The 15047-nt window shown below is 70.5% G+C and carries 15 protein-coding genes and 1 pseudogene; 5 read left to right on the forward strand and 11 right to left on the reverse strand.

Annotated features, from left to right (window positions below; translation table 11 throughout):
- Positions 1-3 precede the first annotated feature (3 nt).
- Positions 4-1359 carry a dipeptidase gene (locus tag ABGB14_RS10470; protein WP_347643389.1) on the reverse strand — a complete coding sequence of 452 codons (1356 nt, stop codon included), beginning with the start codon at positions 1357-1359 and terminating at the stop codon, positions 4-6.
- Between the two features lie 266 nt (positions 1360-1625).
- Between ABGB14_RS10470 and ABGB14_RS10475 the strand changes: the two genes are divergently transcribed.
- Together ABGB14_RS10475 and ald are read left to right on the forward strand one after the other, a co-directional pair.
- Positions 1626-3008 (forward strand): aspartate aminotransferase family protein, encoded by a 1383-nt coding sequence (locus ABGB14_RS10475; protein ID WP_347643390.1) that lies wholly within the window; start codon positions 1626-1628, stop codon positions 3006-3008.
- A 58-nt stretch (positions 3009-3066) separates the two neighbouring features.
- A complete protein-coding gene (gene ald, locus ABGB14_RS10480; protein ID WP_347643391.1) occupies positions 3067-4176 on the forward strand; it encodes an alanine dehydrogenase in 1110 nt (369 codons plus the stop codon).
- Here the strand turns inward: ald and ABGB14_RS10485 are convergent.
- Both ABGB14_RS10485 and ABGB14_RS10490 read right to left on the reverse strand, forming a co-directional pair.
- Positions 4173-4622, reverse strand: coding sequence for a VOC family protein (locus ABGB14_RS10485; protein WP_347643392.1), 450 nt, complete (start codon positions 4620-4622; stop codon positions 4173-4175). The genes ald and ABGB14_RS10485 overlap by 4 nt on opposite strands.
- Positions 4619-4936, reverse strand: coding sequence for a PadR family transcriptional regulator (locus ABGB14_RS10490; RefSeq protein WP_347643393.1), 318 nt, complete (start codon positions 4934-4936; stop codon positions 4619-4621). The genes ABGB14_RS10485 and ABGB14_RS10490 overlap by 4 nt, the downstream gene beginning before the upstream one ends.
- A gap of 59 nt (positions 4937-4995) precedes the next feature.
- Here ABGB14_RS10490 and ABGB14_RS10495 point away from each other — a divergent pair, with 59 nt between their 5' ends.
- Positions 4996-5364 carry a VOC family protein gene (locus ABGB14_RS10495; protein ID WP_347643394.1) on the forward strand — a complete coding sequence of 123 codons (369 nt, stop codon included), beginning with the start codon at positions 4996-4998 and terminating at the stop codon, positions 5362-5364.
- Between the two features lie 64 nt (positions 5365-5428).
- Here ABGB14_RS10495 and ABGB14_RS10500 read toward each other — a convergent pair whose 3' ends face one another.
- Positions 5429-6814: a sel1 repeat family protein gene (locus ABGB14_RS10500; RefSeq protein ID WP_347643395.1), complete on the reverse strand. Its 1386-nt coding sequence runs from the start codon at positions 6812-6814 to the stop codon at positions 5429-5431.
- A gap of 240 nt (positions 6815-7054) precedes the next feature.
- On the opposite strand from ABGB14_RS10500, the gene ABGB14_RS10505 reads away from it, so the two are divergent.
- On the forward strand, positions 7055-7336 hold the full coding sequence (locus tag ABGB14_RS10505; protein ID WP_347643396.1) for a hypothetical protein: 282 nt from the start codon (positions 7055-7057) through the stop codon (positions 7334-7336).
- Between the two features lie 133 nt (positions 7337-7469).
- Here ABGB14_RS10505 and ABGB14_RS10510 read toward each other — a convergent pair whose 3' ends face one another.
- Positions 7470-8420 (reverse strand): sulfite exporter TauE/SafE family protein, encoded by a 951-nt coding sequence (locus ABGB14_RS10510; RefSeq protein ID WP_347643397.1) that lies wholly within the window; start codon positions 8418-8420, stop codon positions 7470-7472.
- Between the two features lie 206 nt (positions 8421-8626).
- Entirely contained in the window at positions 8627-8935 is a 309-nt protein-coding gene (locus tag ABGB14_RS10515; RefSeq protein ID WP_347643398.1) for an SHOCT domain-containing protein, read from the reverse strand.
- Positions 8936-9090: 155 nt separating this feature from the next.
- Here ABGB14_RS10515 and ABGB14_RS10520 point away from each other — a divergent pair.
- Positions 9091-10269 (forward strand): annotated as a pseudogene (locus tag ABGB14_RS10520) (RNA-guided endonuclease TnpB family protein); the annotation flags it as partial.
- Between the two features lie 291 nt (positions 10270-10560).
- Here the strand turns inward: ABGB14_RS10520 and ABGB14_RS10525 are convergent.
- The 5 genes from ABGB14_RS10525 to ABGB14_RS10545 all read right to left on the reverse strand — a co-directional run bounded on the left by ABGB14_RS10525 (position 10561) and on the right by ABGB14_RS10545 (position 15040).
- The gene (locus ABGB14_RS10525; protein WP_347643399.1) at positions 10561-10932 is read right to left on the reverse strand and encodes a VOC family protein; all 372 of its coding nucleotides are present in this window, start codon (positions 10930-10932) and stop codon (positions 10561-10563) included.
- Entirely contained in the window at positions 10916-11680 is a 765-nt protein-coding gene (locus tag ABGB14_RS10530; RefSeq protein WP_347643400.1) for a class I SAM-dependent methyltransferase, read from the reverse strand. The genes ABGB14_RS10525 and ABGB14_RS10530 overlap by 17 nt, the downstream gene beginning before the upstream one ends.
- Positions 11681-11759: 79 nt before the next feature.
- Complete coding sequence (locus ABGB14_RS10535) at positions 11760-13235, reverse strand: ATP-binding protein (RefSeq protein WP_347643401.1); 1476 nt, start codon at positions 13233-13235, stop codon at positions 11760-11762.
- A gap of 54 nt (positions 13236-13289) precedes the next feature.
- Positions 13290-13937, reverse strand: coding sequence for a response regulator transcription factor (locus ABGB14_RS10540; protein WP_347616335.1), 648 nt, complete (start codon positions 13935-13937; stop codon positions 13290-13292).
- Positions 13934-15040 carry a histidine kinase gene (locus tag ABGB14_RS10545; protein ID WP_347643402.1) on the reverse strand — a complete coding sequence of 369 codons (1107 nt, stop codon included), beginning with the start codon at positions 15038-15040 and terminating at the stop codon, positions 13934-13936. The genes ABGB14_RS10540 and ABGB14_RS10545 overlap by 4 nt, the downstream gene beginning before the upstream one ends.
- Positions 15041-15047 lie beyond the last annotated feature (7 nt).

Raw genomic sequence — 15047 nt, forward strand, 5'->3', positions numbered from 1 at the left:
CTCCTAGACGCCGAGCGCCGACGGGAGGCTCAGCTCGTGCAGGAACAGCGCCTCCGCGGTGGCGACGCGGCGGAGCTCCTCCAGGTCGACCCGCTCGTTGGGCGCGTGGATGGCGGCGTCCTCGTCCTCCGCGCCGAACAGCAGGATCTCCGCCGCGGGGTACTGCTTCAGCAGCGTGTTGACCAGCGGGATCGACCCGCCCGCGCCCACGTCGCGCGGCGGGCGGCCGAAGGCGCGCTCCATCGCCCGGTTGAGCGCCGACCTGGCCTTGCCGCCGGAGTCGGCCTGGAAGCCGGAGCCCACGACGACGTCGCCGAACGTCACCTGCACGCCCCACGGCGCCACCTGCCGCAGGAACTCCGTCACCGCGCTGACCGTCGTCCTCGGGTCGCCGGCCGGCGGGATGCGGAGCGTCACCCTGGCCCTGGCGACCGGCTGCACGGCGTTGACCGCGCCCGACACCGTCGGCACGTCCATGCCCGTCACGGTGATCGAGTAGGACGACCACAGGCGGTCGGCCAGCGAGCCTGAGCCCACCAGGGAGACCCCGTCGAGCACCCCTGCGGTCTGCCGGAACTCCTCCTCCGACGGCCCCTGGCCGAAGAAGTTGCCCCTGGGCAGGCCCGGCACCCGGACGTCGCCGTTGTCGCCGTGCAGCGCGGTCAGCATGCGCATCAGGGCCGCCAGCGCGTCGGGGGCGGCGCCGCCGAACGATCCGCTGTGCAGGGCCTCGCGCAGCGTGCGGACCTCGACGGTGAAGGCGGCCATGCCGCGCAGCGACGTCGTGACCGAGGCGTCGCCCACGCGCGGGTTGCCGGTGTCGGCCACCACGATGGCGTCGGCCCGCAGCAGCTCGGGATTCTGCTCGACGAACGCCTCCAGGCGCTCGCCCGCGTATTCCTCCTGGCCCTCGATGATGACCTTGATGCCCACAGGGAACCGGCCGTGGAAGGCGCGCAGGGCGGTGACGTGGGAGATGATGCCGGATTTGTCGTCGGCGCAGCCGCGCCCGTACAGGCGGCCGTCGATCAGGGTCGGCTCGAACGGCGGGGTGCGCCACGCCTTCAGGTCACCGGCGGGCTGCACGTCGTAGTGGGCGTAGAGCAGGACGGTGGGCGCGCCGGGCGGTGCGGGCGCCTCGCCGTAGACCGCGGGGAAGCTTCCCTCCACCTGCACCTGCTGGACGCGCGGCAGACCGGCGGAACGCAGCAGTTCCTCCGTCAGCGCGGCGGCGGCGCGCACCGGCTCCTCCGGATGCCCGGGGAAGGCCACGGAAGGGATGGCGGCGAGCCGCTTGAGCTCCTCGACGCCTTGGGGCATCGCGGCGGCGACAGCGCTTTCTATCTGGTCAGGAGTCACGGACGGTTCCCTCGGGGGTCGTTCTCACAGAGATTTCTCGAACAGTTCTACAGGGTGACAGGCGCTTTGCCGTCATGGAGCGAGGATACGAGGTTCCGTGACGCGCTGACCGCGCTGAGCCACTGCGGCAGGTGTACGGATTTCGTTGCTGTTACAGAGCGGTTCTGCGGATCTCGATTTTCTTGCAGAGTGTCGCGACCGATTCGCTTGGCAAGCATCAGGTGAACAGGCAAACTGTGGGAAGTCAGACACGAGGGAAGATAGCCATGACGCAGCCGGAAAACGACGTCCTCAAGGCCGCGCAAGACCATCTGTGGTTGCACTTCACCAGGCACAGCTCCTACCAGCAGTCCGAGATCCCGACCATCGTCCGGGGTGAGGGCTCCTACATCTACGACATCCACGGCAAGCGCTATCTCGACGGTCTGGCCGGGCTGTTCGTGGTCCAGGCCGGGCACGGGCGCCAGGAGCTCGCCGAGGCCGCCGCCAAGCAGGCCCAGGAGCTCGCGTTCTTCCCGCTGTGGTCCTACGCCCACCCCAAGGCGGCGGAGCTGGCCCAGCGCCTGGCCTCCCACACCCCCGGCGAGCTCGACCGCGTCTTCTTCACCACCGGGGGCGGCGAAGCGGTCGAATCCGCATGGAAGCTCGCCAAGCAGTACTTCAAGCTCGTCGGCAAGCCGCTCAAGCACAAGGTCATCAGCCGCCAGATCGCCTACCACGGCACCCCGCAGGGCGCCCTGTCGATCACCGGCATCCCGGCGTTCAAGGAGATGTTCGAGCCGCTCGTGCCCGGCTCCATCAGGGTGCCCAACACCAACCACTACCGCGCCGACGAGATCACCGGCGTCAAGGGCATGACCCCCGAGGAGTACGGCTTCTGGGCCGCCGAGCGCGTGGCCCGCGCCATCGAGATGGAGGGCCCCGACACGGTGGCCGCCGTCTTCGCCGAGCCCGTGCAGAACGCCGGCGGCTGCTTCCCTCCCGCCCCCGGCTACTTCCAGCGCCTGCGCGAGATCTGCGACGAGTACGACGTGCTGCTCGTCTCCGACGAGGTCATCTGCGCGTTCGGCCGGCTCGGCACCATGTTCGGCGGCCAGAAGTTCGACTACGTGCCGGACATCATCACCTGTGCCAAGGGCCTGACCAGCGGCTACTCGCCCATCGGTGCCATGATCGCGCACGAGCGGCTGTTCGAGCCCTTCAAGGGCGGCGACACCATGTTCGCGCACGGCTACACCTTCGGCGGCCACCCCGTCTCCGCCGCCGTCGCGCTGGCCAACCTCGACATCTTCGAACGCGAAGACCTGCTCGGCCACGTCACCAGGAACGAGCCGCTGTTCAAGGAGACCCTCGAAGGGCTGCGCGACCTCCCGATCGTCGGCGACGTGCGCGGCTCCGGCTACTTCTGGGGCATCGAACTGGTCAAGGACAAGACCACCAAGGAGACGTTCGACGCCGAGGAGTCGGAGCGGCTGCTGCGCGGCTTCCTGTCCAGGGCGCTGTACGAAGCCGGCCTCTACTGCCGGGCCGACGACCGCGGCGACCCCGTCATCCAGTTGGCGCCCCCGCTGATCGCCGGACCCGAGGAGTTCGCCGAGATCGGGTCCATCCTCCGCAACGTGCTCACCGAAGCATGGGCGCGCCTCTAGGGGCCGCTCGCCGTCACACCATCCGGTACGACGTGCCGGCGCGCGAAAGGATCCACGGATGAAGATCGGCGTTCCCGCCGAGGTCAAGAACCACGAATATCGGGTCGCGGCGACCCCCGCGGGCGTTCACGAACTCGTGCGCAACGGCCACGACGTCACCGTCCAGCAGGGTGCGGGTCTGGGCTCGTCCATCACGGACGAGGAATATCTCGCGGCGGGCGCCAAGATCGTCGACAGCGCCGACGCGGTGTGGGGCGAGGCGAGCCTGGTGCTCAAGGTGAAGGAGCCGGTCGCCGAGGAGTACCACCGGCTGCGCGACGGGCTGGTGCTGTTCACGTACCTGCACCTGGCCGCCTCCCGCCCCTGCACCGACGCCCTGCTCAAGGCGAGGACCACGGGGATCGCCTACGAGACGGTGCAGGTCGGCGGGGCGCTGCCGCTGCTCGCCCCGATGTCCGAGGTCGCCGGCCGCCTCGCGCCGCAGGTGGGCGCGTACAACCTGATGCGCTTCAACGGCGGCCGCGGCGTCCTGCCGGGCGGAGTGCCCGGCGTGGCCCCGGCCAAGGTGGTCGTGATCGGCGGCGGCGTGTCGGGGCTGAACGCCGCCCAGATCGCCGTCGGCATGGGCGCCGACGTGACCGTGCTCGACACCAACGTCGACCGGCTCCGCTTCGTCGACGCCATCTACCAGGGCCGGCTCAAGACGCTGGTCTCGACGTCGTACGCGATCGAGCGGGAGGTCCTGCAGGCCGACCTGGTCATCGGCGCGGTGCTGATCCCCGGCGCCAAGGCCCCGACGCTCGTCTCCAACGACCTCGTGTCCCGCATGAAACCGGGCTCGGTGCTCGTCGACATCGCCATCGACCAGGGCGGCTGCTTCGAGGACTCGCGCCCGACCACGCACGCCGAGCCCACCTACCCGGTGCACGACTCGGTCTTCTACTGCGTGGCCAACATGCCGGGCTCCGTCGCCAACACCTCCACCTACGCCCTCACCAACGCGACCCTCCCGTACGCGGTCAAGCTGGCGAACATGGGCTGGCGGGAGGCCGTCAAGGCCGACGCGGGGCTCGCGGGCGGGCTCAACACGCAGGGCGGCCGGCTGACGAACCAGCCGGTGGCGGAGGCGCTCGGGCTGGCGTACACGCCGGTGACCGAAGTCGTCTAGCCGTCCACGCGGTACGTCGTGCTGCGCACGATCTCCTCGGGGGTGAGCTGCTCCCTGGCGGTCGTCACGGCCCAGCGGTGGCCGAAGGGGTCGCGGAGCACGCCGTACCGCTCGCCCCAGAACATCTCGCCCACCGGCATCTCCACCTCGGCCCCGGCGCCGATCGCCTGCTCGGCCACCGCGTCGGGGTCGTCGACCTCCAGCAGGATCAACACGGGGCTGCCGCCCAGCGTCGGCGGCGCCGGCGCGCCGAAGGCCGGGGTCTCCTCGCTCACCAGCAGCCGTCCGGCGCCGAGCTGGAGCTCGACGAAGAGGATCGTCCCGTCGGACAGCGTGTTGCGGAACACCTCGACCGCGCCGAGGCCCTCCCGGTAGAACCCGATCGCCGCCTCCGCGTCGCGCACGAACAGGTGCGGGCACAGCCCTTGCGGCCGTAGCGACGTCATGTGACCAGCCCTGCCTCTCTCGCGGCCGTCACCAGGCGTGACATCAGCTCTGCCTCGTCCCGTGCGGCCCGCACACCTTGCGGGGTCAGTTGGTAGTAGCGCCTTCTGGCGTCGTGGGGCGCGGCCGGGTCTCCGGCGTCGACCTCCTCAACCAGCCCGTCGGCCACCAGCCGGTTGATGGTGCGGTAGAGCGTGCCGGGCCCGAGCCTGACCGCGCCACCGCTGATCTCCTCGACGAACCGCATCACCGCGTAGCCGTGCCCGCGGCCGCCGGCCAGTGCCAGGAGCACGTGGAAGCCGGCGGCGGTGAGCATGATTGACACCATAGCACCACTCTGGTTATATCCGTCGTGGATACAACCAGGGAGGTATAATGGCGCTCTCCATCAGCCAGGTCACCCTCTACGTCGGTGACCAGCAGCGAGCGGTCGACTTCTGGACCGGCAAGATGGGTTTCACGGTCACCACCGACATGCCCTACGGCGACGACCGCTGGATCGAGGTCCAGCCGCCCGACGGGGGCGCCCGGCTGGTCCTCATCAAGGCCGACCCCGCCTGGCCCGCGCCGGCCACGGGCATGCCCCACTACGTGTTGTTCCAGGCGGACGACATCGTCAGGACACACCAGGAGCTCGTGGCGCGCGGCGTCGAGTTCGTCACCGAGCCGCAACACCAGCCGTGGGGCTGGTCGGCCGTCTTCAAGGACGACGAAGGCCACCAGTTCCACCTCGGCCAGCGCTGACCACCGCACCGGAATCCACCCCGGCCGGCGCTGACCATCGCACCCGGGTTCCGGCCCCGGCCGCTCAGCGCACTCCCAACCGCCTGCGCAGGTCGCGCGCGGTGGCCAGGACGTGCCGGAGCTCGCCCGGGCTCGGCCACGGGGCGCTGCCGGGACGCAGCAGCGTGCCGCGCACCGAAGCCAGGTGCTCGATCGCGCTCACGTGCACCCCGCTCCGCTCCACCAGCCACCCGACCACCTCGGAATGGTCGTGCAGCGGCCGGGTCACCAGATCCCACGTGCCCAGCACCTCCGCCAGGTCCGCCACGTCCAGCGGCACACCGCCCCTGCGCCCGGTGGCGGCCGAGGCCAGCTCCGCCCGAGCCGTCAGCTCCGGCTCGGCGGACCGGCCCCAGGCCGGCGGCGGCGGGTCGGACAGCCACTCGCGCGCCTCGCCGTGCTCCCCCGCCACCGACAGCAGCCCGCCCAGCTCGACCGCGGCCGCGTGGTGCCCGGCCAGCGCCGCCTGCCTGAACCAGTGCTGCCCGCCCGACAGATCGCCGAACTCGGCGATGAGCAGCAGCGCGTAGTCGTAGGCCGACTCCGGGTCGCCGCCCGCCGCCGCCCGGCCGAACCAGTGGCTGGCCGCCGCGTTGTCGCCCAGCTCCACGCAGACGAACCCGGCCATCCGCTGGTCCTCCACCCGCCCGGCGCCCGCCGCCCGCTCGAACCAGGCGCGGGCCGTACGCAGGTCGCCCCGGGACAGCGCGAGACCGCCGAGCCGGGACGAGGAGCCGGCGTGCTCGTGCTTGGCGGCCAGCCGGTAGTAGCCCTCCGCCCCCTCGGGGTCGCGGCTGGCGTGCAGGTAAAGACCCATGCAGTGCGCCGACTCGGCGTGGCCGCCCCTGGCCCCGCGCTCCCACCAGTGCACGGTCTCCTCGTCGTCGCCCGCGGAATAGGCCAGGAACCCCAGGTCGTGCGCCGAGGCCACGTCGCCGTCGGCGGCTGCCTGGCGGTGCCATTCGCGGGCGGCCGCCAGCTCACCCGAGTCCTCGCACAGCAGAGCGAGCCTGCGGGCGGCCGCCCTCGACCCGTCGCGCGCCGCGGCCTCGAACCAGCCCCTGGCGGCCTCCGCGTCGCCGCGCTGTTCGAGCAGCAGCGTCGCCAGGTTGGCCGCGGCCTCGGCGTCGCCGGTGCTCGCGGCCAGCTCGTACCAGGAGACGGCCTCCTCCAGGCTGCCGTGCTTCTCGTGCCAGATGCCCAGGTTGTAGGCGCTGTCGACGTTGCCGCCCGCGGCCGCCCGCTCCCACCAGTGCTTGGCGGCCGTGCGGTCACCGTGCTGGGCGTAGAGCCTGCCGAGCCGGTGCGCGGCCTGCGCGTCGCCCGCCCGCGCAGCGGCCAGCAGCTCGTGCTCGTCTCCCATCCGTGGCGCCGGTACGGCCGGCGCCGTCACCTCTCCTTGCCAGGCCATGGCGACAGAGTGGCACGTGATCACGCGATCGCGAACCGTAATCGCCGACAAGTGCTCCAGGGTGAACGCCGGGGCGCGGTCTCTCGTCGCGCCGTTGTGTCCGCTGAAAGTCCTCATGAGGCCCTGGCCCGGTCTGTCCGGGCGCATGACGATGAAGATCGCACAGAGTAACGCCGCTCACTCCTGGAGCTGGACAGCGGCTCCGTACAAGGCGGGAGCGCACCCGAAGGGAGAAAGACGATGATGCGTAAGAGGACCGCCACAGGCATCCTCGCGGCCGTCGTGGCTGCGACCGGGCTGTGCCTGGCCTTCCCCGGAACCGCCGCCGCTGCAGCCTGCGACGGAGTGGCGCCGGCCGGGCTGTCATCGCCATCCGTGTGGTGGTGCGAGGGCTACTACATGACCTGGCAGGAGTGCCGCGACGCGGGGGCGGCGTACGTGGGGGCCCAAGGCGCGAAGGCGTGGGCTTGCGATGCGGTGGGTCCCCCGAACTACCCCTGGGGGCTCAGCATCCTGGACTGAGGCAGCGTCGCTGATCGTCGCTCCTCCATGCCCGTATGAAGGGGCGGCGACCACGGATGCTGACCAGCGACAGAACAACGGCCCCGAGCGGTGCGACCGGCAGCACCGCTCGGGGCAGGCCGGCGAACCGGGTTCAGGAGAAGGTGAGGATCCCGGAGTACATGCCCATGCCACAGACGTAGCGCAGGCTTCCCGGTGGATGCGGCGGCAGGCGTACGGTGGCTGGCAGCGCGACGTCACGGCCGCCGATCACGACGGTGTCCGTGCAGCCGTGCTCGGCCACCTTGAAGACGACCTCGACGGGCACGCCCGCGCGGGCCGACACGATCGCCGGGCGGTAGCCGTCGCGGGTGGCCCACACCGTGACGGTCTGGCCTCCCGGCCCGGTGACCGCCTGTGCGGGGTCGGGGGCGGGCAGCCAGCCGCCGAGGCTGACCCCGGAGGCGGCGGTCCAGAGCCCGGCGGAGATCGCGACGACCCCGGCCAGCCTGGCAAGCCGGGTGCGGGAGACCCGCCGCAGCACGTAGCCGAGCAGCGCGAACGCCGGAGCCGTACCGACGACGAACCCCGCCATGGCCGCCGCCCCCGCCACCGGCGACCCGCTGGAGACCGCGACCAGTTCCACGCCGAGCGTCACGCCGCAGGGCACCAGGATTGTGGCCGCGCCCAGCAGCGGCGCCTTGTACCTGGACAGAACCCCGAACGGAGCCCTCGGCGAAGCCTCGGACGCGGATTCCGACGGGGCTTCCGACAGGGCTTCCGACGGGGCCGCCGCGCAGCCGGCGTGCCCGCGCCGCATGAGCCGGATCGCGAACACGATCACCGTGAGGCCGGCCACGACGAGCAGCACGGCCCGCGCCCGCGGCGGCAGGGTGACGGCCGAGCCGAGCAGCCCCAGCAGCGCGCCGGCGATCGTGTGGGAGGCCAGCCGGCCGGCCAGGAACCAGGCCACGAGCGCGGGATCGCGCCCGTGGCGGCCGTCGGCGAGCCCCATGAGCAGCCCACCCTGTGCGGCGGTGCACGAGGCGGTGCCGGCCACGAGCCCGGCGGCGACCCCACCGGCGAACAGGGCGGCGGCGCTCACGCCTAGCGGGCGAGCGCGGCGCGGCCGGCGAACGTACGGCGGAAATCGGTGCTGGACCGCATTGTCGTCCCCACTTCCTACGAAGCCCGTACACGCAACGTAACCCGGCGCCCCGCTTGCGGCGAGTGACAGTTGTCGCACCGGCGGTGACGTTTGGGTGGAAGCGACGCAAGGCCCGGGTTGCGGAGGTCAGGCCGGGGAGCAAGTTACGATGCCCCGCCCTTGAGAACGGAGAGCTTCTCGTAGTATTCGTCGTCGCCCATCTCGCCGCGGGCGTACCGCTCGGCGAGGATCCGCTCCGCGGACGCGGTGGGCGACCCAGCAGTCCCGGCAGTCCCGGCAGATCCGGCGGGCCCGGCCGGGTGAGCCTGCCGAGGGCCCCACCAGCCCTTGCGCCGGGCGGTGATGGCGAGCGCCACGACGCCGACCCAGAACAGGCCCCAGAACGGCGGGATGATCGGCCAGAACGCGCCGGAACCGCCCCAGTGGGGCACCAGCAGTGCGATGGTGTTCATCAGATACCTCCAAGGAAACCCCCGCCTTCAGCTTCAGGCGGGGGAGGAATCGGACTCCTGCGGAGCAGGGCAGGGGTAGGTGATTGGCCGCCGGGCGGACCGCCGTATCGAACTACCGCACTATTCTCAGCTGATCGTACGGTAGAATGTGAGGCGTGGCGCAGATCGTGAAGCGGGCCTACAAGTACCGCTTCTACCCGACGTCCGGGCAAGCCGAAGAGCTTGCCCGGACGTTCGGCTGCGTCCGCCTGGTCTACAACAAGGCGCTGGAAGAGCGCACCCGCGCCTACGCCCTGGACGGCCGCCGCGTCTCCTACGTGGAGTCGTCCGCAGCGCTGACGGCGTGGAAGCGCAGCGGTGACTACGACTTCCTGTCCGAGGTGTCGTCCGTGCCGCTTCAGCAGGCCCTGCGCCACCTGCAGGCCGCGTTCGCGAACTTCTTCGCCAAGCGGGCCAAGTACCCGACCTTCAAGAGCAAGAAGAAGGCGCGCTTGTCGGCGGAGTACACGCGTAGCGCGTTCCGCTGGCGGGACGGCGCCTTAACGCTGGCGAAGATGGACGCGCCGCTGAACATCGTGTGGTCGCGCCCCCTTCCCGAGGATGCCGAGCCGTCCACGGTCACGGTGTCGAGGGACGCGGCGGGCCGCTGGTTCGTGGCCGTCCTGGTGGAGGAGGCGATCCGTCCGCTGTCGCCGGTCGCGGCGTCGGTGGGCGTGGACGCGGGCATCACCGCCCTGGCCACGCTCTCCACCGGAGAGAAGATCGCCAACGCGCGTTACGAACGGCGAGACCGGCGCAAGCTTGCCCGCGCTCAGCGGGCGCTGGCCCGTAAGGAGAAGGGCTCGAACAACCGGGCCAAGGCCCGGCTGCGCGTCGCCAGGGTGTACGCCCGGATCGCCGACTGCAGACGCGACCACCTGCACAAGGTCACCACACGGCTTGTTCGCGAGAACCAAGTGATCGCCGTGGAAGACCTGACCGTCCGCAACATGGTCAAGAACCACCCGTTGGCCCGCGCCATCTCGGATGCGGCCTGGCGTGACCTGCGGATGATGCTGGAGTACAAGGCGGCCTGGTACGGGCGCACGCTGGTGGCGGTGGACCGCTGGTTCCCCTCCTCCAAACTGTGCTCGACGTGCGGCACCCTGCACCAGTCCATGCCGCTGAACGTCCGCGAGTGGGCCTGCGCCTGCGGCGCGACCCACGACAGGGACGTCAACGCCGCGAAGAACGTGCTCGCCGCCGGGCTGGCGGAGAGCTGAAACGCCTGTGGAGCTGGTGTAAGACCTCAACGAGAGTCCTCTCGGACGGGGCAACCGGCGGTGAAACAGGAACCCTCACGGGCGACCGTGGGAACCCCCTCGTCCACGAGGGGGAGAAGTCAAGTCTCCTCCTTGACGGTTTGCTGCTTTCAGAATCCGCCAAGGGGCCGTCCGGCGAATCGCACGCCGGGTCCTGTTTCCCCTGCGCCCGAGGGAGTGCTCAGGGCGGGCCGGTGTACGCCCGAGGAAGTAGGCGCGGCGCTCGGCCCGGTCCGCTCGTCCCGCGAACCGCGAAGGTGGGCACGGCTCTTCACCTGGCCCACTCGTCCGTACGCGGCGCCTTCTCCGTCCACGAGCCCGGGGTCAGAACACGCAGAACTCGTTGCCCTCCGGGTCGGCCATGACCACCCAGTCGTCGTGGGTGGCCACCACCCTGGCGCCCAGCTCGGTGAGGCGGTCGATCTCCGCGCCGGGGTCGTCGGAGTCGACGTCGAGGTGGAGGCGGTTCTTGACCACCTTGTGCTCCGGCACGTGCTGGAACCACAACCGCGGCGGCCCGCCCTCGACCAGCACCGTCGGGTCGTCCTCCGGGTCGTCGATCCCGTCGGCGCGCAGCCGCGCGAGCTCGGCCTCGTCGTAGGGGGCCACCGCGTAGCCGTCGAGCACCGCCGCCCAGAACCTCGCCAGTGAGGCCGGGTGCCGGCAGTCGACCACCACGTCACGCAGTCTGGCCATGACGTTTCCTCGCTTCGATCAGGAACCTGGCGGAGTGGGCCACGAACGGTCCTTCGCTTTCGATCCGGTCGTGCAGCGCGCGCAACCTCTCCTGGTGGTGCTCGACGGAGAAGCCCGGCACGATCCAGATGACCTTGCGCAGGAAGTAGACGACCGCCCCGATGTCGCGGAACTCCATGCGCAGCCGCTCCGACCGCAGATCGACCACTTCCAGCCCGGCGGCCTCGGCCTCCTGCCCGACCTGCTCGGGGTCGCGGGCCGAGCCGTCGAGCGGGCCGAGGAAGAACTCCGCGAGCTCGAACACGCTCCTGGGCCCGACCTGCTGGGAGAGGTAGGAGCCGCCGGGGCGCAGCACGCGGGCGATCTCCTTCCACCACGTCTGCACGGGGTGGCGGCTGGTCACCAGGTCGAAGACGTTGCTCGCGAACGGCAGGCGCGGCTCCTCGTCGTCGGCCACCACCCAGGCGCCGCGCCGGCGCAGCCGGGAGGCGGCCAGCTTGAGGTTGGGCGGCCACGACTCGGTGGCCACGGTGACCGGCGGCAGCGTGGGCACCCCGGCCAGGATCTCGCCGCCGCCCGTCTGGATGTCGAGCACCGACCCGACCGTGGCCAGGCGCTCGCCGAGCAGCCTGGCGTAGCCCCATGAAGGGCGCTCCTCGGTGGCCCGGCCGTCGAGCCAGGAGAAGTCCCAGCCGTCGACGGAGACGACGGCCGCCTCCTGGACGAGGTCGTCGTACGTGCGCCGCATCCTCCGACCCTGTCAGGGGCCGGGCCCGGCGTTCAACCATATTTCGTCACGCGAGGCGGCCGCGCACTGGTTCACCCCTTTAGAGCGCGTACATGGTTTCGAGGTCCAGGAGGTGCACCTGCCCGTCCGAAGCGGCCGTCTCCAGGTCGGAGGAGAATCCGTCCTGCGAGAAGAGCACAAATGAGGCGTCTCCAGCGTCCCAGCCGAGCGACAAGAGCAGCTCGCGTAGGTGCCGCAATCTGTGGAGGTCGGCCATCGTACGGGCCTTGTTGGTGCACTTGGCTTCACCGATCAGGGTGATGCGCGCGCTTTTCGACCGGGGCAGCGCCGTCCGGCTGACGGCCATGATGTCCACCTCGTGGCCACGGTGTTCCCTGCAGGCGACCTCCGTCGTGCCGACGTGGCCGATGTCGTCCAGCCCTGTCTCAGCGCCGTGCCATCGAACCCATGTGCGGGCTGCTTCCTCGAAGTGCGGACCGAGGATCTTGTCGGAGAAGGTCTTGCGCGACCGGTCCCACACCACCCCGGCCTGGCGCATCTCCAGGGCGCTGACGTTCGGCTGGACGATCAGGTTGTGGAATCTCACGGTCGGGTCGGCGATGGTGATCGTGGGGCGGCGCTGCCGTAGGAGGTCCTGCTCGTGCCGGAGGAAGCCGCCGTCTTTCATAACGTTCAGGTGGTACGTCAGGGCCTTGGCTTCCATGCCGACCAGGCCGCCGATCTGGGTGGGGGAAGTCGCTCCCATGGCGACCGCCCACCAGATCGCGTTGTAGATGGCGCGGTCACGGATGCGGGGGTCCTCCGCGAGGAGGTAGTCGGGTTCGGTGAACAGAACGTGTGATGGGTTGAGTATGGTCCGCTCCAGCCAGTGGAAAAGCCCTTCCTCGCCAGGTTCCGGCGGATCGCCCACAATGTCGCGATAGCCCGGCGCGCCTCCCAGCACCGCGTCGATGAGGAAGGCGGTCCGCGGGTCTGTTTCCCAGTATTTCGCGGCGTCTCGGAAGCGGAACTGGCCGATGCGCAGGTCGAGGACCGCTCTTCCCCGCAGCGCCTGATCGCCCGCGAGCAGGGAGGACATGATAGAGATCGCCGAGCCGCACAGGACGAGCTTGAAAGGCGGATAGCCCTTGCGAGGTCCGCGTTTGTCGTAGAGAGCCTGGATGGCGGAGGGCAGTTCCGGTGAATGATCCGCCAGATACGGAAACTCGTCCATGACCAGCAGCGGCGGACGGCCTGTTGTTCTGCTTGACAGGGCGTCCACCGCGGTGTCGAGCGCTGTCACCCAGTCAGGAAAGGCGCCGAGGCGATAACCGAGGGCTTGTGACAGAGAATCGGAGAATCGTGTCAGAGCCGCGGCTCTGCTCTGCCTGAGAGCCACGGTGTAGACCCCGCTCGCCGCTTCACACAGGTGCTCCAGGAGGAACGACTTGCCGTGACGGCGGCGTCCGCGTACAACGCCGATGCGCAGACCTGGTGTGAGATCGGTGGCGAAGTGGGCTAGATCTTTCCATTCGTCGACCCGATCGAACACCGCGCTCGGTTTGGTGACCTCCATGAAAGTCATGTTAGCCAAAACTCAGTTAGCCTAATTCGATTTCGGCTAGTTGAGTCAGGCCCAGCCCGGCTTCACCAGGCCGGACTCGTAGGCGATGACGACGAGCTGGGCGCGGTCGCGGGCGTGCAGCTTCATCATGGCCCGGCTCACGTGCGTCTTGGCCGTGGCCGGCGACATGAACAGCTTGGCCGCGATCTCGTCGTTGGTCATGCCGGTGCCCACCAGGGCGAGCACCTCCCGCTCGCGCTCGGTGAGCTGGTCGAGCCCGTCCACGGCGACCGGGGCCTTGGCGCGGGTGGCGTACTCCGCGATCAGGCGGCGGGTCACGCTGGGCGACAGCAGCGCCTCGCCGGCCGCGACCACCCGGACGGCCTGGATCAGCTCGGCCGGCTCGGTGTCCTTGACCAGGAAGCCGCTGGCGCCACCGCGCAGGGCCTCGAAGACGTACTCGTCCAGCTCGAACGTCGTCAGGATGATGATGTGCGGCCCCGGCGGCATCTGGCGGGTGGCGGTCAGCCCGTCGGTGCCCGGCATGCGGATGTCCATCAGCACCACGTCGGGCTGGTGCTCGCCCGCCAGCCGCACCGCCTCCGCGCCGTCGGAGGCCTCGGCCACCACGGTCATGTCGGGCTGGGCGTCGAGCAGCGCCTTGAAGCCCGCGCGCACCAGTGCCTGGTCGTCGGCCAGCAGCACCTTGATCATGGGGTCTCCTCAGGTAGGGGGAGCCGGGCCTCGACCTGGAAGCCGGTGCCTGACGGGCCTGCGACCAGCGTGCCGCCCAGGGCGGAGGCCCGCTCGCGCATGCCGGGGATGCCGTTGCCGCTGCCGGCCTCGGACAGGAGGGGGACGTCCGTCGCGCCCGTGTCGGCCACCGCGACGACCAGCTCGCGCTCGCCGTATTCCAGGCGCACGGAGACCTCGGAGCCGGGGGCGTGCCGGGCGGCGTTGGTGAGCGACTCCTGCACGATCCGGTACGCGGCCCGCTCCACCTGGGACGGCAGCGGCCGGGAGCCGACGCGTTCGAGCGTCACCTTCACCCCGGAGCGCTCCACCAGGTCGTCGAGGCGGTCGAGCCCGGAGGTGGGGGCACGGGGGGCGCCCTCGCGCAGGACGTTCAGCACCGAGCGCATCTCGCCGAGCACCTCCTTCGACGCCGTCTTGATGGTGGACAGGGCGGTCCTCGCCTGCTCGGGGTTGGCGTCGATGAGGTGCAGCGCGGTGGAGGCCTGGACGTGGATGAGGGAGATGTTGTGCGCGAGCACGTCGTGCAGCTCCTGCGCCATGGTCAGGCGCTCCTCGCTGGCCTGCCGCCTGGCCTCCTCCTCCGCCGTGCGCTCGCGCTCGGCCCGGCGTTCCCTGATGATCCTTACCAGCTCGGCCAGCACCATGAGCAGCATGATGAAGGTCAGGATCCACACGCTGTGCAGGACGTCGCGGTTGCCCATCAGCCAGGCGTAGGCGATGAACGACACCAGCGTCGCCGCCGCCATGGTCCAGGCCATCAGCCGCCTGCCCCGCGTGACGAGCAGGAACAGCAGGACGGCCGGGCTGATGAAGCTGGGGCCGTAGGCGTACCCGGCGATCAGGAACAGGTCGTTGGCGGCCAGCGCGACGGCGGTCGTGAGCAGCGGGAAACGCCGGTGCAGCAGGATCGCCATCGGCCCGACCAGCAGAAGCCCGTAGGCATAGGGGTCGAGCGGCTCCCTGAAGAGCCGCTGCCCCCAGGAGGCGCCCTTCGCGATGACGAACTGGGCGGCGGTCACGATGAGGGCGAGGTAGGGATCGAATCCGTACTTCCTGCGCACGTCAACA

The organism is Nonomuraea sp. B10E15 (genome assembly GCF_039871615.1).
GTDB lineage: Bacteria > Actinomycetota > Actinomycetes > Streptosporangiales > Streptosporangiaceae > Nonomuraea.